Here is a 21,440-nt window from a genome sequence, read left to right on the forward strand (position 1 = left end):
TGCCGGTGCCCAACGCCGCGCGCCCAGGAAGATCCCAAAGAGAGGGCCCAGATCAGATGCCCGCTTGGTCACCTTGGTCGCCATTCCGCTCGACGGCATCCATGAACTGCTCATGCACCCGCAGTTCGCGCCCCCTGCCTGGACTCGTCAGGACGATGGTCTTCGCCTCGCCAAGGGCTTCGGGACCCACCCCACGTAGCTCGCGCGTGATCATCACCGCATCGAGTACCTCGACTCGGCGCTCACTCAGCAGCCGCTGCACAGCAGCCTTCCCGCCATCACCCGTCAGCAGCGGCCGGCACTCGTTGACGAGCGCCTCAAGCCGAGCAGTCCTCTCCGGATGAAGCCCGCTGATCGCCATCCCGTCGTCCCTCCATCACGCCCAGGCCCTTCCTCGATCATCCCCGACGCCGGCAGCATCGGGCGATTGCCCGCCGAGCAGGAGGCACTGCGAAACGCGAGTGCAGTCGCTGCTCGGCGTCCGACACAAGTTCCGCGACCCGTCACGGTGAGTTACTGACGCTCTGGCAGCGACGGCTAGGCTTTCCGGATGCCGTCTGTGAATCTGCGTCATTCCGTTCGCGCGATCATCCTCGACGAAGATGACCGCATCCTCCTGTGCCGATTTGCGATCCCGGACCCGGCGGGGACAGTCGTGTGGGCGACTCCCGGCGGAGGGATCGAACGAGGTGAGACGCCGCTCGGCGCGTTGCGTCGCGAAGTGCGGGAAGAGGTCGGTCTCATGATCGAGACAGACCCGCCGCATGTCTGGCACCAGGAGGTCGTGGCGCCGGGTCACGCAGCGGGCTACGACGGCGTGGTCAATGACTACTTCCTCGTGCGCACTGCGCAGTTCGAGCCTCGCGGGACCATGTCCGACGACGAACTCGCGGCCGAGAACATCACCGGGCTGAAGTGGTGGTCCTTGCGAGACGTCGCCGGTTATCACGGTCTTGACCTGTTCTCTCCCCGGGACCTCGCCGGACCTCTGGGCTCATTGATCACCTCAGGAGCTCCGGAGGAGCCGGTGCTGCTCGGCCTGTGAGGCGAACCGGCCCGTCACGCCTTCCGGGTCCGGTCGTGTGGTCGGGCAGCCGGGCTCCAGATCTGCTGCGGGTCCGTATCCCGGCTGCGCATCGTCAGGCGAGAAGGACGCCTTTTCGAAGAAGTGGGAATCCGGCGCGGCCCTCCGTCCCTTGGTCTTCGCAGGGAATTCCGGTCTTCAGGCCGGGCGGGAATGCGATCCTCGGCCCGGAGGCGCGAAGCGCCGGAGTTCTCTGCTCTTTGGGGTGACGGTCAGGCCGGCCGCTTCTGGCTCTCGATGTAGTCCTTGACGATGCTCAGTGGTGCGCCGCCGCAGGACCCCGCGAAATACGACGGGGACCAGAACACCGAGCCTGTGCCGATCCGGTTGATCCGGCCGGTGTACTCCGCGCGCAGGTAGCGGGAGCTGACGCCCTTGAGGCTGTTGACGAGTTTGGACAGGGCGATTTTCGGCGGGTAGTGCACGAGCAGGTGGACGTGATCGCCTTCGCCGTTGAACTCCCGCAGCTCGGCTTCGAAGGACTGGCACACGTCCCGCATGATCTCCTCGCAGCGCGTCAGCATGTCGTCGTTGAAGATCTCGCGCCGATATTTGGTGACGAATACCAAGTGGGCGTGGAGGTTGTGGATGACGTGGTTTCCCCGTCTGATGTCGGGATCTGGTTCCCACCGTGGTGACATGCGCCAAGGGTATTAGGATCGAGAGGACTTGACCGGAGGGGGTGGGTTGGATGATCCGTGCGTACAAGTTCCTCCTGCGGCCCACCGTCCGCCAGACGCAGACGCTGTCCGAGATGCTGAGGGATCACTGCTCCCTTTACAACGGGGCCTTGCAGGAGCGGCGTGACGCCTGGCGGCGCCCGTCGAAAACCAGCGTCAAGTACGGCAGCCAGTCGGCGCAGCTCAAGGATGTCCGGGCGTTCGACCCGGAGCGTCAGGGCCGCTGGTCCTTCAGCTCGCACCAGGCCACCCTGCGTCGTCTTGACAAGGCGTTCGCCGCGTTCTTCCGTCGGGTCAAGTCCGGTGAGACGCCCGGCTATCCGCGCTTTCGAAGACGTCCCGCCCCGGAACAATGCCCACGATGTCCCCGTCGGCCTCCAGGACCAGCCTGTTCCCCCGCACTTCGACGGCGAGGCGGACGTCCTCCCCGAAGCCCTTGCCGAAGGTACGGGTCATGGCGGGCTTGTCCGAGTCCCCGTCCCAGCGGTCGAATCGGACCCGCCCGCCGGCCACACCGATCCGCACGCCGCGCCGCTCCTGACGCCATTCGTCGTACACGACGGGAGTCTCACCGTACAGATGCAGGTAGGCGTCCGTGCCGTCCAGACGTGTCAGGCGTGCCTCGATCCGGATGTCGCCTCTGAACGCGAGGCGGGGACCACGTAGGTTCACCGGCGGATTGGGCTGCCCACCGCTGCCGTCCTGTTGTGTGATGCGTCGGTCGAGGCGTGTGATGCGAACTCCTGAGCGCGTCGGCTTCGCCCCGGCGAAGTGGGCCCAGTCCCGGCCCTCGATCAGGTCCGTCACCGGCCCCCGTGCGGGCGCGGAGCCTTCGTCGCAGGACAGCGAGACCCCAGCGAGCAGGGTGCAGACACCAGCCGAGACAACGCTCCTGCGCCGTATGACCACCTGAACTCCCCTCCCACGCCTCTTCGCCGACCGCACCGCTGCCGTCCCTGCCACGCCGACGACGGCAAACTCGGTGTACGGCGCAGCGCGGACCACGCCTGTCACCGCTGCGACCTGGTGTCATCATCTCTCTGGATACCGGGCACGCAGTACGCGGTGCCCCCACAAGATCCCCGAGCGAGTTCCGTCTTCTTGCTCGGCGCGAGCGCCGGTCCTCCCGTGGTGTGTTGTCGGCCTTGCCTACTGGCGTCCCGCGCCGGCGCCACTTTGCGGCACGGCGGGATGTATGCCCGCCAGGGCTTCCACGGCTGCCGCGACCTCGTGAGGGCTGGAGATCATGGTCAGGTGGCGGGCGCGAGGTATGAGGGTGGGGGACGGTGCGCCGATGCGCCGGGCGGTCTGCTGCGGGGTGTTCTTGCTGAACACGTCGTCCTGCGCACCGAACACGACCGACTTGGGGATGTGGAGGGCGGCGAGACGAGCCACCTGGTTCGCCGGGATACCGGGCACACCCTGGCCGAGCATGCTCCACAGTGCCCCCTCGGCGCCCGGCACCTGCAGCGGCCGACGCCACTGATCCAGTCCGGCGGCGTCGAGACGCGGACAGGCCGGTCCGCACTGGGCGTCGTATATGGACCGGATCAGCCAGTCTGTCCGGAGGCCGATGCGCAACAGGCTGGTGCGGTAGGGATCGATCAGCAGGTATTTGAGGGCTGATGGTGGACCGGCGCCGGTGTCCAAGGCGTCTCCGTCGAGCAGCATCACACTCCCGATCCGTCCCGGGGCGCGCAGTGCCGCCTCTGCGACGACTGCGGCTCCGCTGGAGTGGCCCACCAGCAGGGGACGCTCGCCCGGCGCGCCAAGGTGCATGGCGCCGAGGAAGCCGAGGAGTTGCCGGGTGAAATGGTCGACGGTGTAGGGACCGCGGCGTTGGCTGTAGCCGTCCCCGGTCAGATCGAGCGCGTAGACCCGGTGATCGTGCGCGAGGAGCGGTGCCAGTCGTGACCAGGTGTCCACCTGCTCGAAGGCACCGTGGACGAGGACGATGGGCGAGCCGGTCGTACCCCATGTCTGGTAGCGGGTACGGATATCGGCCGCCTGGATGTACCGCAGCCCCTGAGGGCGTGCGGCGCGACCTGCGGTGAAGGCGTTGTAGGTGAAGGAGGCCGTGGTGACGACGGCCAGCAGGACGGCACAGCCGAACGCTGCACGTCGCAGCCACCGCCTGATCCTCAGACGACGCCGCGGTGGTGATGTGCGCAGTGCGGGGTCGGAATCCGCTGGCGGAGGCTTGCTCGGCCCGGGCTGCAAGTCGGTATCCACGTCGGTTTCCTGTCTGTCCTCGCCGGCAGTCCCCACGACTGCCACGGTCACGGATGATGCAGAGGCGGCAAGACACAGAACGCTTGCCGCACCCACCCCCACAGAATCGCCCCACGCGGGACCGAGATCATCCACCGGGAGTCGTCAGCGCGCGTACTCCCGCGGGAGGAGCAACTCCCCGCGGCTGTCGGTCAGAACGGGGCTTCGGCAGTACGCGAGCATCATTATCGGAAAGCACACGCAGGCGCGTTGACTCCCCCTGCGACATTCGTACGCCCCCATCAAGAGCGCATCTGATCAGTGTTCACGCAGATACGAGCGGGATGTCCGTTGCGATTCGCCAGGTTGGTATGGATTCTCCGGTGGTTTCGCGGGACATTTTGCCGGCCATCGCCCAGTGGATCATTGTCCGGGATCTCTGCGGGAGAGCTTCGTAGTCTCGTGCCAGGCGGTGGTGTTGCATCAGCCCGCCGAAGGGCCGCTCGATCACCCACCACTTCGGCAGGGGCTCGAACCCTTGCGTCCGTGGTCGCTGGAGCACTTCCACGCTGACGCTCTTGGTCATGCTCGGATGGGCCGCGGCGGCCAGGTCGTCGAGAAGGTGCTTGCCGCCTGCGATGTCGTGCACGTTCGCGGCGGTGACGAGGACGGCCGGCACCAGGCCGAGCGTGACGGTGATCAGGTGCCGCTTGCATCCTTTCACCTTCTTGTTGGCATCAACGCCCTGGCTGGTCTCGGCCAGGTTCGCCGAAGTCTTCGCGCTATGCGCGTCGATCACGACCCCACGGTCGGCTCTGCACTGCAGCCGTCAGCACGCCGGGTCTTGTCGCGTAACAGGTCGCGGATCCGCTCCTGAACTTCCAACTGCCCGGATCGGATGCCCTCAAGGGTCACCCAGGGACGGCAGGCCTGCACTCAGATGAAGGACAGGTGACACCCAACCGATTCGTCCTCACCAGCCACACCGCACGAACCACCGGCACCACCCGGCCCGAACTCATGACGCCACCACCGCCGCGCCCCGCACCCGCCCGTGTCCGCAGCCGTGAGTCGCGGCGGATCGGCTACCGCCGTGGCGCCCGGCGTTCGTACACCGTGACCCTGCGGCCGCGGATCTGTTCGTCGGCCACCGGGGTGAAGTACTCCCGCAGGACCTGGGTCTTCACCCGGTCCCGGGCGGCCGTCACCGGGCGGGCCACCCGGGGTACGTCGGTCACCAGGAGTATGCGGCGCTCGGCGAGCATCGCGGCGCGTATGCGATCCGGCGCCGCCTCCACCCCCTTCAGGGTGCCGGACCTCTCCGGGCTCTCCATCAGGGCTATGTCCCGCAGGCCCGCGAAGGCGTCCGGCGAGACGGACTCGGTGTCCCTGCGGGCCGCGGGCACGAAGAGCACCGCGTTTCCGGTCCGCTTCAGATGCCGTACGTCCGAGGCCACCGCCAGGACGTCGTCCACCCTGCTTCCCGGGGACCGCTTCGCCAGTGACTGTGGGAGCAGGGCCGACATGGCCACCGCGAGCACCACGGGAAGGATCCATCCCGACGCCGCCGGGAAGCGGGGTGCGGCCGCCCGTACCGCCGCGCCGACGGCCGCCCCGATCAGCAGCGCCAGGCCCAGCATGCTGTAAAGGACGTAGCGGTCCAGGAACAGCGGCTGGACCAGGGACAGCGCGACGAGGCCGAGCTGCGGCAGTCCCAGCAGCGGCAACCCCACGGCCGCCGCCGACAACCGCCCCGTCCGTGCCCGGTCCGGCAGCGCGCAGACACCGCCGATCGCCAGCAGCACCCCGGGGCCGATCAGCATGTGCCAGGTCAGCGGCGGTATCCACGACACCTGGGTGGACTGGCCGCTGCTGAACACGATCAGCGGCAGCACACCGACCGTGGCGCACCCGGCCGCCACCGCCCACCGGACCAGGACCGCACGGCTGGCCCGGCTCCAGAGCAGGGTGACCAGATGCGCCGTCAGAATCATGAGCGAAAGCCAGTTCAGCAGGCCCATGAGGAGGACGGCGATGCCGTAGGCGACCCAGTGGCGCGCGGGAACCCGGCGCTGGATGGCGGTCACGAGGAGCAGAGTGGAGATGCCGGCCCCCGCCGCCACCAGCGCGTACGGCCGCCCCTCCTGAAGGTAGAACTGCACGGCCGGCAGCAGTCCGAGCGTCATTGCGCCGGCCAGGCCCGCCCAGGCGCCGGCCAGGCGGCGGCCGATCACGGCCACGCAGACCGCCGCGACCGCGGTGGCCAGCACCGAGGGCATCCGCAGGGTCGTGGTGCTGGGACCGAAGCACTCGAACAGCACATGCATCAGTAGGTAGTAGAGGCCGTGGACCACGTCGATGTTCCCCAGCATGTGCCAGATGTCGGCCGTGGAGCGCTGGGCCACCTGCCAGGTCGCGGCCTCGTCCCGCCACACACTGTTCTGGCGTGCCAGCCCCCACATGCCGAAGGCGCATGTCCACAGCAGCGGCAGCAGCCAGACGTGGGGCATTGCTCCGGGCCGGGAAAAGCGGAATACCGCCGCTGACTTTCGGCCAGTCGACATGAAAAAGGGCTCCCGAAGCGGTCGTCGAAGGGGTGGCCCGTCACAAGTCACCGGCCGACTGTGCACCGTAGCACCTTGGTTAAATGCCCTGGCCCGGGGGTTGTTGTACCTGTTCCGAACCCAGGCGCAACCCATTCATTCACGCCACTGTCCAAATTTGATCCCCACCTGATTTGCGACAGCTTTACCTTGTGAACCGCCGCTTTTAAGCCAACTCGGCACCGCGGAATGATCGGGTTGTTGCGTCGCGATCACATCCCGTTCAGAGTTTTCAACCGTGCACAGCAAGCCCACGGGAAACTCACAGTGAGAGGTGTTTCACCATGCACAGGAGAAACGTGGTCAAGGCTGCCGTCGCGTCCGCTGCCATCATTTTCGCTGCGGCAACTCCGGCAATCGCCACGACGGTCGACGTGTCCGGCGGAAAGTGGAGCTACGACCAGGGCGCCAACACGGCGTGGTCGAACTACAAGCATCCGTCGAACTGGCACGCTTCGTCCGTGAAGATCGGCAGCGTGTCCTTCAAGAGCGGCTGCACTACCCCGGGCCAGTGGTCGCTGGCATCGGGCACCAAGAACGGCGGCGGCATCTCGTACTACTACGACCCGAGCTGCTGATCGGCACGGCCGTGGGGGCGGGTGCCACCCGCCCCCACGGCCGTTCTTCCTATGGACTGAACTGGATCGGTATCAGATGCTGCATCGAGGCACAAGATTCGTCCACGCCGCGGTCCTGGTCTTCGCCGCAGCGCTGTCCTTTCTTTTCGTACGCGGCCTGGACGAGACCGGAGTACTGGGAAATTCGGCCCTGGTCGAGGTCATCGACTCCGACGGGTCAAAAAGCGGAACCCAGGTCGTCCGGGCCCTTGAGGACTTCTCCGCCGAGTACGGCATCGGGGTGGCCCGCGAGCTGCCCGATCTGAGGAATCCCGACGGGGTCCGGCATCTTTATCTGGCCCCAGGCGGAGGTTCCTCCGTGACGGCGGGCTGGCCGACCCACGGATATCCGGAGTTCAGCAGGAATCTCGCGACCCGTGTGCACCCGCTGTCCCAGGCCGGGGCTCTGGACCCGCGCGGCTCCTACTACGTGTTCGGCTCGTCCGCGGCCGTGGGCCGGCTGGCGGCCGAGTTCGGCCGGCTCGGCCTCACCACGAGCGTGACCCACCCGCTGTCGTACACCGAGCTGACCGACCGGTACGCGGACGACCCGCTGCTACGGGCCTTCTGGGTGGTCGCTCTCGCGGCGGTGACGACGACCGGCGCGAGCGTGCTGCTCAACGCCAGGACGTACGCGGTCCTGCGGATGCAGGGCATGTCCTTCGCCGGCATCCTCTTGCGCGACCTGCGGCAACTGGCCCTCTTCTGGCTCGCGTCGGCCGGCACCGTGACGATGGTGGCCCTGGCCGCGCTCGGCCTCTACAACGGCTTCGCCTGGCTCGGGCTGTTCGCCGCGGTGGCCGCGGCGGCCGCGGCCCTCCTGGTGGGCCTGGTGCTGGCGGCCCATGCGGCCGTGCTGGGACTGACCTACAAGGTCGACGTGGTGCGGGCCCTCAAGGGCGAACTGCCCGCGCGGGCCGCGTCCCTCAGCGTCTATCTCGTCCGCATCCCGGCGCTGCTCCTCGCGCTCACCATCGCCACGAACGTCACCCTCGCGGGCCGGGGCGTGCTGGTGCGCCTGGAGAACCAGAAGGTGTACGAGACGGTGGGCGACGCGGTCTCCATCAGCCTCAGCGGCGCCTTCGCCATGCACACGGAACAACTGGACCAGCACGTGGGACCGTGGCTGCGCCAGGCCGACGGACGAGGTGAGGTCGTCCTCGCCGGCCGCAGGGACCTGCAGATCTCCGCCCCGGGCACCGGGCTACCGTCCGGCGAGTTCCTGATCGTCAACGACACCTATCTCGCCGAGCAGCCGGTACGGGATCCCGCGGGGCGCCGTTACCGCTCCCAGGCCGACCCCGGGAGGGCACCGGACTCACGCCCGGTACGGGTCATCGTTCCCGATTCCCTCGCCTCCCACCGGGCGGTGATCACGAAGGCGGCGTCCGAGATCGTCGACCCCCATCAGAATCGGCATATTCCGCTTGAGGTGCTGAGAGGCAGGTCGGGACAGCGCCTTTTCGGGTACAACACCGGCGCCTACGTCTACAACTCGGCACACGGCCCCGACGAGGACAGATCGATGCTGCGCGATCCGGTCGTCATCGCCGTGCCCAATGGTTCACGGTTCCTCACGGACGACGCATACACCACCTACGCGACCCAGGCAGGAGTCGTTTTCCCCGACCCGGACGACGTACTGAGAGGAATCAGAGCGAACGAGCTCCAGAATTACCTCATTGGAATGAGTCCCGTCGGACAGAAAACCGCCCTGGATCTCAGGAACGCGGTCGGCGAACTACGGGTACAGGTGTTCAATCTCGTCGTTTCCGCCCTCGTCCTCCTCATCGCCGGTGTCGGTGTTTGCATCATCTACTCCCGCAAAAACGCACAGACGATATTCGCACGCCACATCAGCGGATGGAGCTATGCCGCCACACATCGTTTTATCCTCGCTGTGGAAGTGGTCATCGCGGTCGTGTTCGCCACCCGGGTGCCCTTCGAGGCATGGCAGCAGAACCAGGAGATGAAGAAGTTCGCGGCCGCCGGTGCGCCCGCTCCCTTCCAGCCCACTCATGTCACCGCGCTGGATGCCGGTGTCATCACGGCGTTGGTCGCGGTCGAATTCGGAGCCGTGCTGCTCGCCCTCGCGTTCTTCCATCGCCGGGTCGTGAGGGAAGGGGCAAAGTCCGCGTGAACCCCGTCAGCACCGAAATTAATTCCAGCCAGCCGGAGCATATGGTGATCGAAGTCGAGAACCTGTCCAAGGCATTCGAGTCCCGGGTCCTGTGGCATGATGTCGACTTCACCGTCGACCAGGGCGAGATGCTCGCACTCGTCGGCCCCAGCGGATCGGGCAAGTCCACGCTGCTCAACTGCCTGGGGCTGCTCGACAGACCCACCTCCGGGGCGATCCGGTACCGCGGCAGGGACATCACCCGGTTCGGCAGAGGACAGACTCGGCGCTTCCGCCGCGACAGCCTCGGCTACCTCTTCCAGGACTACGCCCTGATCGAGAACGCCACCGTCGACGAAAACCTGGAAGTGGCGCTCGCGCCACGGCGCAGGGCCCCGGACGGCAGCCGCCCGAGCCTTGCCGAGGCCCTCGACCGGGTGGGCCTGGCAGACCGGGGCAACGAGCGGATCCACCACCTGAGCGGCGGCGAACAGCAGCGCGTGGCCCTGGCCCGGCTGATCGTCCAGCAGCCCGCACTGGTCCTCGCGGACGAGCCCACCGGCGCCCTCGACGACGCCAACACCGCCGTCGTCATCGACATCCTGCGCGAGCTGAGCGGGGCCGGCTGCGCCGTGGTGCTCGCCACCCACGACGTCATCGTCCGGGACGCCTGCGACTCGGTCTTCGCGGTGCCCCGGCAACCGGGCAGGCACCTCGTCGCCAACCGGTGACAGAGCAAAGCCAGTCCAGCGAAATGCCGCCCCCCGTTTGACGGAAACCCTTCCATCGCACGCTCGGGACCGCCAGTCTCTCCCCAACCGGATGTCATGTCCGGCTCCAGTCGTGGACCGACTGGAGCCCCCGATGTCCCGAACCAGGACCCACCGCCTCGGCCGAGCGGCCGCCGTCGTGGGCAGCGCCGCCGCGCTCACCATCGCCCTGCCGTTCAGCGCCTCCGCGGGCGTGCTGCAGAACCTGCCCGAGAACGCGACGACGTTCCAGAAGTTCTTCGAGCCGCTGTACGACTACGACACGGACAGCTGCTACCCCGCCGCCGCCATCGACCCCGACGGCAACCTCAACGGCGGCCTGAAGCCCACCGGTTCGATCACCGGCAGCTGCCGCACCGGCCACCTCGACCACGCCAACACCTACTCGCGGGCCAAGTGCAACAACGGCTGGTGCGGGATCATCTACGCCAGCTACTTCAAGAGTAGCGGCGGATCTTCTTCAGCTCCGCCTCCATCCGGCCGACGTGGTGGGCTTCGCCAAGCCGGGCGATCCAGTTGCTGGCCGTGTCGAACAGGACCGAGCAGGATCACGTTCTCCGCCTTCGCGACGAACGTCCCCCTTGGCCAGATGAGCGAGGACGTCGCGGCGGAGCGGGGGCAGGCGGTCGAGGGTAAAGTCCTCCAGCGTCTTGACCTGCGGGAAGTGGGCCGTACGGATCCGCATCGTGGTGCCCTTGCTCTCCCGGTCGGCGACCCGCCGCTGCAGCAGGGCGGCCAGATACTCCTCGTGGGACCAGTTCTGGTCGCGGGCCAGCTCGGCCAGCTCCTCCCAGAACGCACCGATGGTGGGCATCTTCAGCACCCAAGTCAGGCAGGCCGTCCTCGACGAGCCCGCCACGGCCGGCTTGGGCTTGGTGGCTGTGGTCACGTATCACTTCGCTTTCGTGGCGGGTGGGTTGAAGTCGACGCCGAACACTGCGTCGTAGTTCGCCAGGGCCCGTAGGGCGACGGCATGGCCGTCCGTGCGCTGGCGGACGGGCGCCTGACGTCGTTGACGGTCCAGCGCGAGGGCCTCGCGCATCCTCGCGACGGTGGCCGCGTGGACCGCGTCGGTGACGACCTGATGCTTGGCCCAGGACCGAGGATGCTCGGCGACGACGCGGCCGTCGCAGAACACAGTGACGGCCTGCGGGGAGGCGGTGACGTCGACGAACCGGGCGATGACCTGCGGGTCCACCGAGTGGTCGACCATGTCGACGCGGACGTAGTAGTCCCGGCCGAGCCGGATTCGATGGCTGAGCCCGATCGGCGGCGTCACCGGCGGCAGCGGCGTCATCGCCTGGTAGTCGATCTCCAGGAGACCGACCGGGCGGCCCTGGATGGCCCGGACGGTCCGTGTGTTCGCGCGGACCAGCCGGTCGGCCAGCTGCTGGTTGAAGTCGTGCGGTAAGGCGAACTGTCGGCCGGGCAGGAACGAGGTCTCCAAGTATTGGTTGTTCCGCTCGACCGGCCCCTTGAACTCTGGGTCCCGTGGTGGGGCCAGCTGGATCCTGGTGGCCAGGGTGCCGGCGAACGCTGCCGCCGGGGCGGTCACCCTCCCCGTGCCCCGATCGCGGCCTCGCGGTCCCAGACCAGCGTCTTCGTGACCCGGCGGATGCCGTGGATCAGGGGACCACATACCCGAAAGGATGTCGTCGGCCTGCCAGGAGGGGATCATCGCCGCGGTCGTGAAGCGGGAGAACCCGAGCGTCATGACCAGCACCAGAAGAACCCACTGCTGACCTGCCCCGACCTGCACCTTCGTCTCCGGGAACCACAGATCGCACTGCGCGATCTGGCCCGGCTCGTAGACGACGCGGTCGACCGGGTCGATGCCGACGCACTCGGGGCGGATCAGCGCGATGCGCTTGCGCAGCAACGACAGCGCGTAGGGCCAACCGATCCGCTCAGCGATCACCGACGCCGGCATCCGCGGCCACTCCTGCAGCAAGTTCCGCACCTGGGACTCGTAGGCGTCCGCGACCTGGCCGCGGGCCTTGCGTTCGTACCTCGAGGGACGGTCGGAATTCAGCGCTGCCCGGACCGTGTTCCGGGCCGCCCCCAGCCGCCGCGTAATCTCCTTGATCGGCACTCCCTCCGCCCTATGAAGCCGGCGTACCTCTGCCCAGTCCTCCACCTTGAGCACCCTCCAAGAGTCAGGAGGGGGTCAAGATTCACGGACTGCCTGGGGGTCAGTTTTCAGGTTCTGGATCACTTTCAGTGCCAGGGCCACGGAGGGTCACCGAAGGCGCGATCATGAACGGCCGTGGGTGATGTGTTCCTCCAGGACCTGTGGTTCCACCAGGTCGAAGGTGTCATGATCGAAAATGTCGTGCCTGACGGCGAGTTGGTGGCGGTGCGGGCCCGGGCGGCTGCGGAGCGGGCCGTGTGTCCGGCGTGCGGGACGCGGTCGTCCCGGGTGCACAGCCGGTACGTTCGGCGGCTCGCGGACAGTGCGGTCAGCGGGCGCCCGGTGCTGATCGAGTTACAGGTGCGGCGTTTCCGCTGTGGTCAACGTTCCTGCAGGCAGGCGACATTCGCTGAGCAGGTCGACGGCCTGACCGTCCGCCACGGCAGACGCAGCACTGGATTGCAGAGGGTGCTGGAGCGCGTGGCGGTGATGCTGGCCGGCCGCCCCGGCGCCCGCTTGTCCCAGGCTCTGGCGGCCGGGGTGAGCAGGTCTACGCTGCTGCGGTTGATCCGCCGCCTGCCTGAACCCGAGACCTCCACACCACGGGTGCTCGGGGTGGACGACTTCGCGCTCCGCAAGGGCCACAACTACGGCACGATCCTGATCGACATCGAAACCCACCAGCCCATCGACGTGCTGCCGGACCGGACGACGTCGACAGTCGCCCGGTGGCTCGCCGAGCATCCCGGCGTCGAGGTGATCTGCAGAGACCGCTCCACGGCCTATGCCGAGGCCGGACGGCTCGGCGCCCCGAACGCCATCCACGTCGCGGACCGGTGGCACATCTGGCCGAACCTGGCCGAGGCCGTCGAGAAGACGGTCGTCCAGCACCGGGCTCTGCTGCGGGAACCGCACGACCCCTCCACCGCCAGGGTCGCCGGGGACATGGAGAACGCGAACCTCGAACCACCCCCTCCCACCGGGCCCCGGACAACCGGCCGGCTCTCCGACCGTGTCCGGGAACAGCATGTGGCCGTCCATGCTCTCCTCGACCAAGGCGTCGGACTGCGCACGATCGCCCGCCAGCTCGGGCTGGCCCGCAACACGGTCCGCCGCTATGCCCATGTGACGAGTGCGGACGAACTCCTGGTCGGGCGGTGGACCGGCCGCACCAGCATCCTCGACCCCTACAAGCCCTACCTCCACCAACGATGGGCGGACGGCTGCACCGTCGCCCGCCGCCTGTTCGAGGAAGTCCGCGAGCGCGGCTACACCGGCGGCGAGAGCGTCGTGAAGAAGTACGTCGCCAAACTCCGCGAGAACTTCCCGCATGACCCACCCCGCAAAGCACCGTCCGTGCGGGACGTGACCAGCTGGCTCACCCGCCACCCCGACCGCCTCACCGACGATCAGGCCCTGCAGCTCAAAGCGATCCTGACCCGCCGCCCCGCCCTCGACCGAACCTCTCATCACGTCCGTGCATTCGCCGAGTTGATGAACGACCGCCAGGGCGAACACCTCGACCAGTGGATCACCAGCGTCCAGGCCGACGACCTGCCCGCCCTGCACACCTTCGTCACCGGCCTCAGCCAGGACCTCGACGCCGTCGTCGCCGGCCTCAGCCTCCGCTACAGCTCCGGCGCCGTCGAAGGCCACAACAACAAAATCAAGATGCTGAAGCGGCAGATGTTCGGCCGAGCCAACTTCGACCTGCTCCGCAAACGCGTCCTCCTCACCGCGCGAGGCCGTTCATGATCGCGCCTTCGGTGACCCTCCGTGGCCCTGGCACTGAAAGTGATCCAGAACCAGTTTTCAGGAAGCGTCAACACGCGGCTAAGTTGGCGGCGCAGATCCCCGCTGACCAGTCTTGGAGCAGTGCATGTCCTCGTTGGATGAGTTGCAGGCCCTGCTGGGCGAACCCGTCGGCCGGCAATCGAGTCCGGGCGAATGGAGCGAAGTCGAGCAATACGTAGGTTCTGCTTTGCTCAGCGACTTCAAGACGTTCCTCAATGCTTACGGCAGCGGGTCCATCTCCGCTGAGCTCGTTGTTTTCCACCCGCATGGATCAAGCCCGTTGCTGGAGCGCATGCGCAAGACGCACCAGAGGTTCACTGAGCGTCGAGACAGAGCCCTGAGCATCGGGGACTCCGAGCATGTCCCGTACCCCTTTCACCCCGAACCCGGTGGACTGATTTCGTGGGGGTACGACCACAGTGGCGACGAGCACTTCTTCCTGCCCTGCGGACCAGACCCGGACCGGTGGAAGGTCGTCACGATGCTCCATGAAGAGGGCTGTGAGACCTTCGATGGCCCGTTCTCGACCTTCGCGCTCGCGTTCGTGCGGCGGCTGCTCGACGTGGACCGCTACCACGGCATCGACCCGGAAGCCCTGGAGTACCTGGAGCCGGAGGACCTTGAAGAACTGGTCGCCGCCGGAGAGATTGGCCCCGTCCAGCCGAGCTTCGAGCCGTTCTGAACGGAGCGGCCCCGGACGACTTTCCGGACAGCGCATAGCGCTTCAAGCGACGGGCCCTCGTCAGCTGGGGCGCTCGGTTACAGCAGTTGGCCTGACAGCCAGGCGAAGCCCCTGCTCGCCGCCCACCTGAGACAACGCCGGCAGGCCCTCGGCACCTGATGGCGGCGCCTGAGCACGAGGCGGCGGGCTCTGCTCACCCTCGCTCATCTCCGTAACGGCCACCCCTACGCCCAGCTCGGGGCCGGGTTCGGCGTCGCCACCACCACCGCCTACCGTCACATCACCGAGGCCGTCGGCCTCCTGACTGAGCCGGCTCCGACACTCGCCGAGGCGGTCCGGACGGCCTCGATGAAGGCGTTCGTCCTGTCATGGTCGGCACGTAGGGTGCGGCCATGACTGTGCCTGACCTGGTTCCCATTCGGCATGCGCCGAACTATCGAACGTCCACCATCGGCCAGTGGGACGGAGGTCAGTTCTTCGCCCACGTCAGCGGTGTTTTGATGGTGTCCCTGGTCGTGGTGTACGGGATCAGCGGCCGGGAGTGCGCGGGCGTCTGCCCGGGGCGCACTTCCACGGGTGGTTACCGCTCCCTGAACGCCCGTCTGGGGTACGGTGCCCGGCGATCTGCGGCTGCGCCGTGTGGACCTCCGGCTGTGTGGCCGCCGGCCTCATGATGCTCGGTGGCAAGTCCCGCAAGCCGCAGAAGCAGGGCTGATCCTTTCGGTCTTCCCTTTGAGGGCATCCGCCGTGACCGAGGTCGCGGTGGACGCCTGGACGCGTTCTTCAGGGCGTGGGTGCGGTGAGATACCGCTGGACCGTGGGTCCGAGCCAGTCCACGATCTCCTCGCGGCCGAGCGCCACGCTCGCCGGGAACCGCAGCACGTAGCGCGTCAGCGCGAGCCCCAGCACGGTCGAGACGCACAGTGCAGCCCGCGCCTGCGCCTGCTCCGGCTCGTGGCCCAGTCGGCGGGCCAGCGGGATCATCTGCTCGCGCAGCACGCTCTGCATGCGATCGGCGGCGGCCGGGTCGGTGACGCCGACCCGCATCAGCGCGGTGAGCTCTCCGTTCTCCTCCCACAGGGTGAGGAAGTGGCGCACCAGCGTACGGCCGATCTCCTCGCGCGGTTCGAGGGACAGGCCGGGCAACCCGGGATCGATTGCGACGGCCGCCGCGAACAGGCCCGCCTTGTTGCCGTAGTAGCGCATCACCATTGACGGGTCGATCTTCGCGTCGCGCGCGATGGCCCGGATGGTCGCCTTCTCGTAGCCGTCCGCCAGGAACCGCTCGCGGGCCGCGTCGAGGATCGTGGCGCGGGTGGCGTCGGAACGCCGTGCGGCCTGCTGGTTCTCCGTGGTGCCGGTCATGCCAACAACGTAGACCAACAGGTGTTGACAGTCCAGAGCCGCGGCTCTACGTTTGCCAACAACGTTGGCCAACGACGTTGACCAACAACGTTGGCAAGGTCGCAGTCGCTGGAGGCCTTGGTGTCACCAGCGATGCCCTTGAGTGACCGTCAGATCCCCTCGTGCCACAGATAGCGAGCGTCGTGAGCGTCGCCGGACCCAGTACGGCGGTGGCCGGCCTCAGTGCCGCGGGGCAACCGACAGCGAGAGGAAGTACCGAAAATGGCCAAGCTGCAGAGTCTCGACCCGAATACGCCGATGTTCGCGCAGTTCAAGGAGAAGACCGGACCCATCGTCCTGGCCAACACCTTCGTCGTCCCGAAGGAGAGGACTGAAGCGTTCCTGGCCCTCTTTCGGAGGCAGGCGGAGTTCATGAAGGCTCAGCCGGGATTCGTCTCCCTGCAGATGCACAAGGGAACGGCGGACAGCCAGCTTCTGATGAACGTCGCGGTCTGGGAGTCGACCGAGGCGCTCGCCACGGCGTTCGGCAGCCCGGAGTTCCAGCGCATGGCGGCCGAGTTCAGCGACGACATCGTGTCGTACCCGCACATATTCGAGCAGATCAACGTATGACACGGCAGCTGCAGCCAGAGAGGGCAGCCGGAGAAGCCCTGCCTTCCCCGTTATGTTCTTCGCGGTCCTGCAAGAGGGCCGCTGGCCTCCGGGCCCGGCATGGCTGTTCCCCCCTGTCGAACGGATGACCTAGGGGGTTGTGCCACCGGGCCCGAGAGGCGCCGTTGGAGACGCTGATGAGAGGTCCGACTACCGCCCGGCCGAGCGCAATGCCCGGCCGTACAGGGGCGACAGGTCTGCATAACGTGGATGCGCACACGACGCCAACGCCCAGGCCAGCACCGCACGCCCCGTTCGGGAGGACGGCTTGAACGAGCACGACGAGATAGGCGTCTTCCTCGGCCTGGATGTCGGGAAGAGCGCTCATCACGGACACGGACTCACTCCGGCCGGCAAGAAGGTCTTCGACAAGCAGCTGCCCAACACCGAACCGAAGCTGAGGCAGGTCTTCGACAAGCTCCGCGAGAAGTTCGGCATCGTTCTGGTCGTCGTGGACCAGCCAGCCTCAATCGGCGCCCTGCCGCTGACGGTGGCCCGCGACACGGGCTGCCAGGTCGCCTATCTGCCGGGCCTGTCGATGCGTCGGATCGCTGACCTCTACCCGGGTGAGGCGAAGACCGACGCCCGCGACGCGGCCGTCATCGCGGACGCCGCCCGCACCATGCCGCACACCCTGCGCTCGCTGGAGCTGACCGGCGAGATCACCGCCGAGCTCACCGTCCTCGTCGGCTTCGACCAGGACCTGGCGGCCGAGGCCACACGCACCAGCAACCGGATCCGGGGCCTGCTCACCCAGTTCCACCCATCCCTGGAACGGGTCCTGGGCCCGCGCCTGGATCACCAGGCAGTCACCTGGCTGCTGGAACGCTACGGATCCCCAGCCGCACTGCGGAAGGCCGGACGCCGCAGGCTGGTCGAGGTGGTCCGGCCCAAGGCCCCGCGCATGGCGAAGCGGCTGATCGACGGCGTCTTCGAGGCGCTCGACGAGCAGACCGTCGTGGTCCCGGGCACCGGCACCCTGGACGTCGTGATCCCGTCGCTGGCCCGCTCGCTCGGCGCCGTTCACGAACAAAGGCGGGCGGCGGAAGCCCAGATCACAGCCCTGCTGGAGGACCACCCTCTTTCCAAGGTCCTGACGTCGCTGCCCGGCGTCGGCGTCAGGACCGCCGCTGCACTGCTGGTCACCGTCGGCAACGGCACCAGCTTCCCCACCGCCGCCCACCTGGCCTCCTATGCCGGCCTCGCCCCGACGACGAAGTCGTCGGCGGCCTCGATCCATGGCGAACACGCGCCCAGAGGCGGAAACCGGCAGCTCAAACGCGCGATGTTCCTGTCCGCGTTCGCCGCCCTGCACGATCCCGCCTCCCGCACCTACTACGACAGATGCCGGGCCCGCGGGAAGACCCACACCCAGGCACTTCTCCGCCTGGCCCGCCAGCGGATCAACGTGCTCTTCGCGATGCTCCGCGACGGCACCTTCTACGAACCCAGAACCCCACGCCTCGCTTGACCAAAGACATAGAGGCACCCCCCGGCAGTCACGCATTCATGCACCATGCCGGGTCGCCAAGGCCGAGCCCGAAGCCGGCCGCGCCTTGCGCCCCACCACGCGTAGCCCCGTCCCTGAAGAGGAGTCACCATGCCCGTGGAACTGAATCACACCATCGTCCCCGCCCGTGACCCGCAAGCCTCGGCGCAGTTCCTGGCCGACATCCTCGGCCTGAGTGTCGATCCGCCGGTGGCACACTTCACGCCGGTCACGCTGGCCAACCAGGTCAGTCTGGACTACGACCAGCTGGACGACTTCGAGCCGCACCACTACGCGTTCATAGTCAGCGAGCAGGAGTTCGACGCCGCCCTCGCCCGCATCCAGCACGGCGGGATCACCCACTACGGCGATCCTGCATGCCAAGAGATCGGGCAGATCTATCGCAGTAAGCACACCATGGGCCGCAGGGGCGCCTACTTCCGCGACCCCGAGGGCCATCTCATGGAAATCCTCACCCCGGGCGGCGCCGGGTCGTGAGGCCGATGGCGGCCCAGCGGATCACGGCTTCACTGGTGGTGGCGGGATCGCGGCAAAACCGGCTTCAGCGAAGACGAACCGGCAGGCCGGCGCGGTCAGAGACCGAGTGAGGCGATCTTGCCCCCCCCACCCGCGCAGGTCCGCGTCATGTGGCACGTCATCGACCGCCCCCGCTATGCCCGCCGCATCCGCCGCTGAACCCCTGCCCCACCCCAGGCTGAACAGCAAGGAGATTCCCAATGGTGCTGTCAAGCCGTCGTGGGAGGCTCGCGGGAGCTTCCTCACGCTGCGGCGGCAGCTGGTCCAGGCAGACAGACGTCGAAGGTGCGGCCGTCTCGTATGAGGGCCCAGAGCACGTTCAGCCGACGCCTGGCGAGGGCCAGGATCGCCTGCTTGTGGGACTTCCCCTCGTCGCGTTTGCGCCGGTAGAACGCTTTGGAGACGGGGCAGTGCATGGCGGCGAACCTGGGCGGAGAGGTAGAACATCCGCAGGAGCCTTCGGCTGTAGCGGCGAGGCCGACGGAGGTTGCCGCTGATCTTGCCCGAGTCCCGGGGACGGGTGCGAGGCCGGCGACAACCGGCGAGACGGTCGGGGGCTGCCGAAGGCGGCTATGTCACCGCCGGTGGGCGGCGATGAACTCGGCGCCGAGCATGTCGCCGATGCCCGGGCATGCTGGTGATCACTCCGGCGTCGGGATGCTCGCGAAACCGGCCCTCGATCAGGGCTTCGAGCTCGGCGATCTCCTGGTCGAGGGACATCACCTCCCTGGCCAGGGTGTGGACCATCTTCGCGGCGGTCTTCTCCCCGGGGACGGCGGTGAACTGGGCCTCGGCCCGGTGACCGCCGCGTCCGCCGTGCTCTTCGCCGCGTTGGCGGTGCGGGACACCGTGGTTCTTGAGCCAGGTCGCCAGCCGGGGCCCGGCCGATGCGCCGCAAGCGCGGCCCGGCGTCTGGTAGCCGGGTCAGCAGGACCAGCGCGCTCTTGGAGACGCTGTAGTCGAAGGCCCTCTCCAGTGCGGGGGAAGTACTCCAGCATCTGAGCTCGCAGCCGGTTATCGCGCGGGTGCGGTCGGCCGACAGGTCGATGCGGCGTGCGGTCAGAATCCGCAGGTCCACCGCGATCTCGCCGGTCTCGCAGAGGTTGCAGGTCACGGCCATGCGGCGGTGGTCGGCGATGGACGAAGGCGTCTTCGCGTCCGTCTTCCCGCTGCCCCGGTAGGCGGCCGAGGCGTGGTGCACGGTCCGGCCGGGGATGTAGATCAGCTTCTGCCCGTGGCTGACCAGGAGCGCGATCCACAGGGCGGCCCCGCCCGCGTTCAGGTCCACCGCCCAGGTGACCGGATCGCCGTCGGCCAGGTCCAGGACATCGCCGAGCAGTTCCAGCAGCTCGGTCTCATCGTTCGGGACACGGCGGGAGAACACAGTCCTGCCGTCCGTGTCGATCGCCGTGCAATGGTGCTCGGCCTTGCCCGCATCCGTCCCGGCCCACAGTTCGGGCACCAGGTCCTCCTCCGTCGCCGCGCCTGTCCTCGATTCCAGCAGACGACCTCGCCGACGTGTCCATACGAGCGATCGGTTCGCGTATCCCAATCAGCGGTCGAGTCGTCGCGGGCGCTGGGCGGTCAATCTCCTTGAGCCACGACAGCGGCTGCACCATGCCAGCCACACCCAGCACCCCTGGGTGCTCCGATCCTACGAATGACCCGAACATCCCTACGAAGAAAGGTATGGAAACACCATGACCTTGCTCATGGAAGTTCGCTACGAAGAAGCCGGCGTGAGCTCGGTGACGGTCGATGTCGTCGTCGATGCCAGCGCGGAGTTCGCGTGGGATGCCGTGCGCGATGTCTATGCGGTGGACACCCGGCTCATCCCGGGATTCGCGCTCCACGTGGAAAAGGGACCGGACAGCAGGACGGTGACGTTCGCCGATGACATGAAGATCACCGAGCGCATCGTCGGAGTCGACGATGGCGCCCGAAAGCTCACCTACCAAGCGACCGAGGGCGGTCCGCTGACACACCACCTGGGGTCACAGACCGTGCGGGAGGACGAGGAGGGAGTCCATCTCGTCTGGACGACCGAGTTCGCGCCCGCGTCGGTCGTCGACTACGCCACCAGCACCATGCGGACCACCGTGGCACTCATGAAAAAGACGATCGAAACGGCGTTCGCCGATCGGTGAGACCCCTCCTGACCACCTCCGGGCAGGCCGCCCGGCCGATGATGCGCGCCGTGGAGTACGGCGGGTACGGCGGTCCCCAGGGGCTGGAGATTCGCGTAGTCGCGCGGCCGCAGCCGGGCGCCGGCGAGTTGCTCGTCCGCGTCCACGGCACGAGCGTCAACCCGGTCGATGTGTCGATCCGGTCCGGTGGCATGAGGATCATGTAGGGCCGCAGCTTCCCCAAACGGACCTGCCGGGATCTTCACCGGGGAGGTGGTCGCCCTCGGCGGCGGCGTGACCGACCTGACGCACGGACAACGGGTGTGGAGGTTCTTCCTCACCGACGTGCCTAGCCGTGTCGGGGCCGCCGCCGAGTTCATCACCGTGAAGGCATCGACCGTCAGCCTGGCCCCGGGCAAAGCGGACCTGGCCGAGGCGGCGGCGCTGACGAGTGTCGGTGTCGCCGCGCTGCACGCCTTGCGTGACGTGTTGCGGCTCGCCCCGGGCGACAATCTGCTGATTGCCGGGCGCGTGGTGGTGCGGGCGGCCCCGCCATTCAGTTGGGTGTCGCCATGGGTGCC

General features: G+C 67.7%; 19 protein-coding genes and 6 pseudogenes. 15 read left to right on the forward strand and 10 right to left on the reverse strand.

Going from position 1 to position 21,440, the window contains the following annotated elements; translation table 11 throughout:
* Positions 1-52: 52 nt before the first annotated feature.
* A complete protein-coding gene (locus EDD90_RS54315; RefSeq protein ID WP_260328869.1) occupies positions 53-361 on the reverse strand; it encodes a hypothetical protein in 309 nt (102 codons plus the stop codon).
* Between the two features lie 189 nt (positions 362-550).
* Here EDD90_RS54315 and EDD90_RS54320 point away from each other — a divergent pair, with 189 nt between their 5' ends.
* The gene (locus tag EDD90_RS54320; RefSeq protein WP_123982818.1) at positions 551-1,045 is read left to right on the forward strand and encodes an NUDIX hydrolase; all 495 of its coding nucleotides are present in this window, start codon (positions 551-553) and stop codon (positions 1,043-1,045) included.
* Positions 1,046-1,296: 251 nt separating this feature from the next.
* Here the strand turns inward: EDD90_RS54320 and tnpA are convergent, their stop codons facing one another.
* The gene (gene tnpA, locus EDD90_RS54325; protein WP_123982820.1) at positions 1,297-1,725 is read right to left on the reverse strand and encodes an IS200/IS605 family transposase; all 429 of its coding nucleotides are present in this window, start codon (positions 1,723-1,725) and stop codon (positions 1,297-1,299) included.
* A gap of 50 nt (positions 1,726-1,775) precedes the next feature.
* Between tnpA and EDD90_RS54330 the strand changes: the two are divergent.
* Positions 1,776-2,096: pseudogene (locus tag EDD90_RS54330) on the forward strand (helix-turn-helix domain-containing protein); the annotation flags it as partial.
* On the opposite strand, the gene EDD90_RS54335 reads toward EDD90_RS54330, so the two are convergent.
* From EDD90_RS54335 to EDD90_RS54350, 4 genes are all read right to left on the reverse strand, one after another.
* Positions 2,059-2,673, reverse strand: a complete 615-nt coding sequence (locus tag EDD90_RS54335; protein WP_185149744.1) for a hypothetical protein — start codon at positions 2,671-2,673, stop codon at positions 2,059-2,061. The pseudogene EDD90_RS54330 and the gene EDD90_RS54335 overlap by 38 nt on opposite strands.
* Positions 2,674-2,913: 240 nt before the next feature.
* The gene (locus EDD90_RS54340) at positions 2,914-3,996 is read right to left on the reverse strand and encodes an alpha/beta fold hydrolase (protein ID WP_185149738.1); all 1,083 of its coding nucleotides are present in this window, start codon (positions 3,994-3,996) and stop codon (positions 2,914-2,916) included.
* 304 nt (positions 3,997-4,300) lie between these two features.
* A complete protein-coding gene (locus EDD90_RS54345) occupies positions 4,301-4,774 on the reverse strand; it encodes a transposase (RefSeq protein ID WP_221305242.1) in 474 nt (157 codons plus the stop codon).
* A gap of 286 nt (positions 4,775-5,060) precedes the next feature.
* Positions 5,061-6,485 carry a glycosyltransferase family 39 protein gene (locus EDD90_RS54350; protein ID WP_123982825.1) on the reverse strand — a complete coding sequence of 475 codons (1,425 nt, stop codon included), beginning with the start codon at positions 6,483-6,485 and terminating at the stop codon, positions 5,061-5,063.
* A 377-nt stretch (positions 6,486-6,862) separates the two neighbouring features.
* Between EDD90_RS54350 and EDD90_RS54355 the strand changes: the two genes are divergently transcribed.
* From EDD90_RS54355 to EDD90_RS58390, 4 genes and pseudogenes are all read left to right on the forward strand, one after another.
* Entirely contained in the window at positions 6,863-7,156 is a 294-nt protein-coding gene (locus EDD90_RS54355; RefSeq protein ID WP_123982827.1) for a lactococcin 972 family bacteriocin, read from the forward strand.
* Between the two features lie 76 nt (positions 7,157-7,232).
* Complete coding sequence (locus EDD90_RS54360) at positions 7,233-9,335, forward strand: hypothetical protein (protein WP_123982829.1); 2,103 nt, start codon at positions 7,233-7,235, stop codon at positions 9,333-9,335.
* A gap of 41 nt (positions 9,336-9,376) precedes the next feature.
* The gene (locus EDD90_RS54365; protein WP_260328870.1) at positions 9,377-10,045 is read left to right on the forward strand and encodes an ABC transporter ATP-binding protein; all 669 of its coding nucleotides are present in this window, start codon (positions 9,377-9,379) and stop codon (positions 10,043-10,045) included.
* A gap of 133 nt (positions 10,046-10,178) precedes the next feature.
* Positions 10,179-10,517, forward strand: a pseudogene (locus tag EDD90_RS58390) (NPP1 family protein); the annotation flags it as partial.
* 27 nt (positions 10,518-10,544) lie between these two features.
* On the opposite strand, the gene EDD90_RS58395 reads toward EDD90_RS58390, so the two are convergent.
* Positions 10,545-10,973 (reverse strand): ATP-binding protein, encoded by a 429-nt coding sequence (locus EDD90_RS58395; protein ID WP_311737294.1) that lies wholly within the window; start codon positions 10,971-10,973, stop codon positions 10,545-10,547.
* Positions 10,974-10,976: 3 nt separating this feature from the next.
* Positions 10,977-12,230 (reverse strand): annotated as a pseudogene (istA, locus tag EDD90_RS54380) (IS21 family transposase).
* A 171-nt stretch (positions 12,231-12,401) separates the two neighbouring features.
* Here istA and EDD90_RS54385 point away from each other — a divergent pair.
* The 3 genes and pseudogenes from EDD90_RS54385 to EDD90_RS54395 all read left to right on the forward strand — a co-directional run.
* A complete protein-coding gene (locus EDD90_RS54385) occupies positions 12,402-13,970 on the forward strand; it encodes an ISL3 family transposase (RefSeq protein ID WP_185149743.1) in 1,569 nt (522 codons plus the stop codon).
* A gap of 124 nt (positions 13,971-14,094) precedes the next feature.
* Positions 14,095-14,691: a hypothetical protein gene (locus EDD90_RS54390; RefSeq protein ID WP_123982833.1), complete on the forward strand. Its 597-nt coding sequence runs from the start codon at positions 14,095-14,097 to the stop codon at positions 14,689-14,691.
* A 111-nt stretch (positions 14,692-14,802) separates the two neighbouring features.
* A pseudogene (locus EDD90_RS54395) lies at positions 14,803-15,057 on the forward strand (transposase family protein); the annotation flags it as partial.
* A 417-nt stretch (positions 15,058-15,474) separates the two neighbouring features.
* Here the strand turns inward: EDD90_RS54395 and EDD90_RS54400 are convergent.
* Entirely contained in the window at positions 15,475-16,056 is a 582-nt protein-coding gene (locus EDD90_RS54400; protein ID WP_123982835.1) for a TetR family transcriptional regulator, read from the reverse strand.
* 261 nt (positions 16,057-16,317) lie between these two features.
* Between EDD90_RS54400 and EDD90_RS54405 the strand changes: the two genes are divergently transcribed.
* The 3 genes from EDD90_RS54405 to EDD90_RS54415 all read left to right on the forward strand — a co-directional run bounded on the left by EDD90_RS54405 (position 16,318) and on the right by EDD90_RS54415 (position 18,694).
* The gene (locus EDD90_RS54405; RefSeq protein WP_014173895.1) at positions 16,318-16,668 is read left to right on the forward strand and encodes an antibiotic biosynthesis monooxygenase; all 351 of its coding nucleotides are present in this window, start codon (positions 16,318-16,320) and stop codon (positions 16,666-16,668) included.
* Between the two features lie 307 nt (positions 16,669-16,975).
* The gene (locus EDD90_RS54410) at positions 16,976-18,178 is read left to right on the forward strand and encodes an IS110 family transposase (protein ID WP_123971123.1); all 1,203 of its coding nucleotides are present in this window, start codon (positions 16,976-16,978) and stop codon (positions 18,176-18,178) included.
* A gap of 129 nt (positions 18,179-18,307) precedes the next feature.
* Entirely contained in the window at positions 18,308-18,694 is a 387-nt protein-coding gene (locus EDD90_RS54415) for a VOC family protein (protein WP_123971124.1), read from the forward strand.
* 281 nt (positions 18,695-18,975) lie between these two features.
* Here EDD90_RS54415 and EDD90_RS54420 read toward each other — a convergent pair.
* Positions 18,976-20,195: pseudogene (locus EDD90_RS54420) on the reverse strand (IS110 family transposase).
* A gap of 238 nt (positions 20,196-20,433) precedes the next feature.
* Here EDD90_RS54420 and EDD90_RS54425 point away from each other — a divergent pair.
* The 3 genes and pseudogenes from EDD90_RS54425 to EDD90_RS54435 all read left to right on the forward strand — a co-directional run.
* On the forward strand, positions 20,434-20,880 hold the full coding sequence (locus EDD90_RS54425; RefSeq protein WP_097258717.1) for an SRPBCC family protein: 447 nt from the start codon (positions 20,434-20,436) through the stop codon (positions 20,878-20,880).
* A complete protein-coding gene (locus EDD90_RS54430) occupies positions 20,877-21,086 on the forward strand; it encodes a hypothetical protein (protein WP_097258718.1) in 210 nt (69 codons plus the stop codon). Before EDD90_RS54425 ends, EDD90_RS54430 begins: the two co-directional genes overlap by 4 nt.
* A 46-nt stretch (positions 21,087-21,132) precedes the next feature.
* Positions 21,133-21,440 (forward strand): annotated as a pseudogene (locus EDD90_RS54435) (hypothetical protein); the annotation flags it as partial.

The sequence above is a fragment of the Streptomyces sp. Ag109_O5-1 genome, from assembly GCF_003814875.1.
Classification (GTDB): domain Bacteria; phylum Actinomycetota; class Actinomycetes; order Streptomycetales; family Streptomycetaceae; genus Streptomyces; species Streptomyces sasae.

Coding starts and splice junctions, on each gene's coding strand:
- EDD90_RS54315 (WP_260328869.1), bottom strand. CDS start 361: ATGGCGATCAGCGGGCTTCATCCGGAGAGGACTGCTCGGCTTGAGGCG.
- EDD90_RS54320 (WP_123982818.1), top strand. CDS start 551: ATGCCGTCTGTGAATCTGCGTCATTCCGTTCGCGCGATCATCCTCGAC.
- tnpA (WP_123982820.1), bottom strand. CDS start 1,725: ATGTCACCACGGTGGGAACCAGATCCCGACATCAGACGGGGAAACCAC.
- EDD90_RS54350 (WP_123982825.1), bottom strand. CDS start 6,485: ATGCCCCACGTCTGGCTGCTGCCGCTGCTGTGGACATGCGCCTTCGGC.
- EDD90_RS54355 (WP_123982827.1), top strand. CDS start 6,863: ATGCACAGGAGAAACGTGGTCAAGGCTGCCGTCGCGTCCGCTGCCATC.
- EDD90_RS54360 (WP_123982829.1), top strand. CDS start 7,233: ATGCTGCATCGAGGCACAAGATTCGTCCACGCCGCGGTCCTGGTCTTC.
- EDD90_RS54365 (WP_260328870.1), top strand. CDS start 9,377: ATGGTGATCGAAGTCGAGAACCTGTCCAAGGCATTCGAGTCCCGGGTC.
- EDD90_RS54385 (WP_185149743.1), top strand. CDS start 12,402: ATGATCGAAAATGTCGTGCCTGACGGCGAGTTGGTGGCGGTGCGGGCC.
- EDD90_RS54390 (WP_123982833.1), top strand. CDS start 14,095: ATGTCCTCGTTGGATGAGTTGCAGGCCCTGCTGGGCGAACCCGTCGGC.
- EDD90_RS54400 (WP_123982835.1), bottom strand. CDS start 16,056: ATGACCGGCACCACGGAGAACCAGCAGGCCGCACGGCGTTCCGACGCC.
- EDD90_RS54405 (WP_014173895.1), top strand. CDS start 16,318: ATGGCCAAGCTGCAGAGTCTCGACCCGAATACGCCGATGTTCGCGCAG.
- EDD90_RS54415 (WP_123971124.1), top strand. CDS start 18,308: ATGCCCGTGGAACTGAATCACACCATCGTCCCCGCCCGTGACCCGCAA.
- EDD90_RS54425 (WP_097258717.1), top strand. CDS start 20,434: ATGACCTTGCTCATGGAAGTTCGCTACGAAGAAGCCGGCGTGAGCTCG.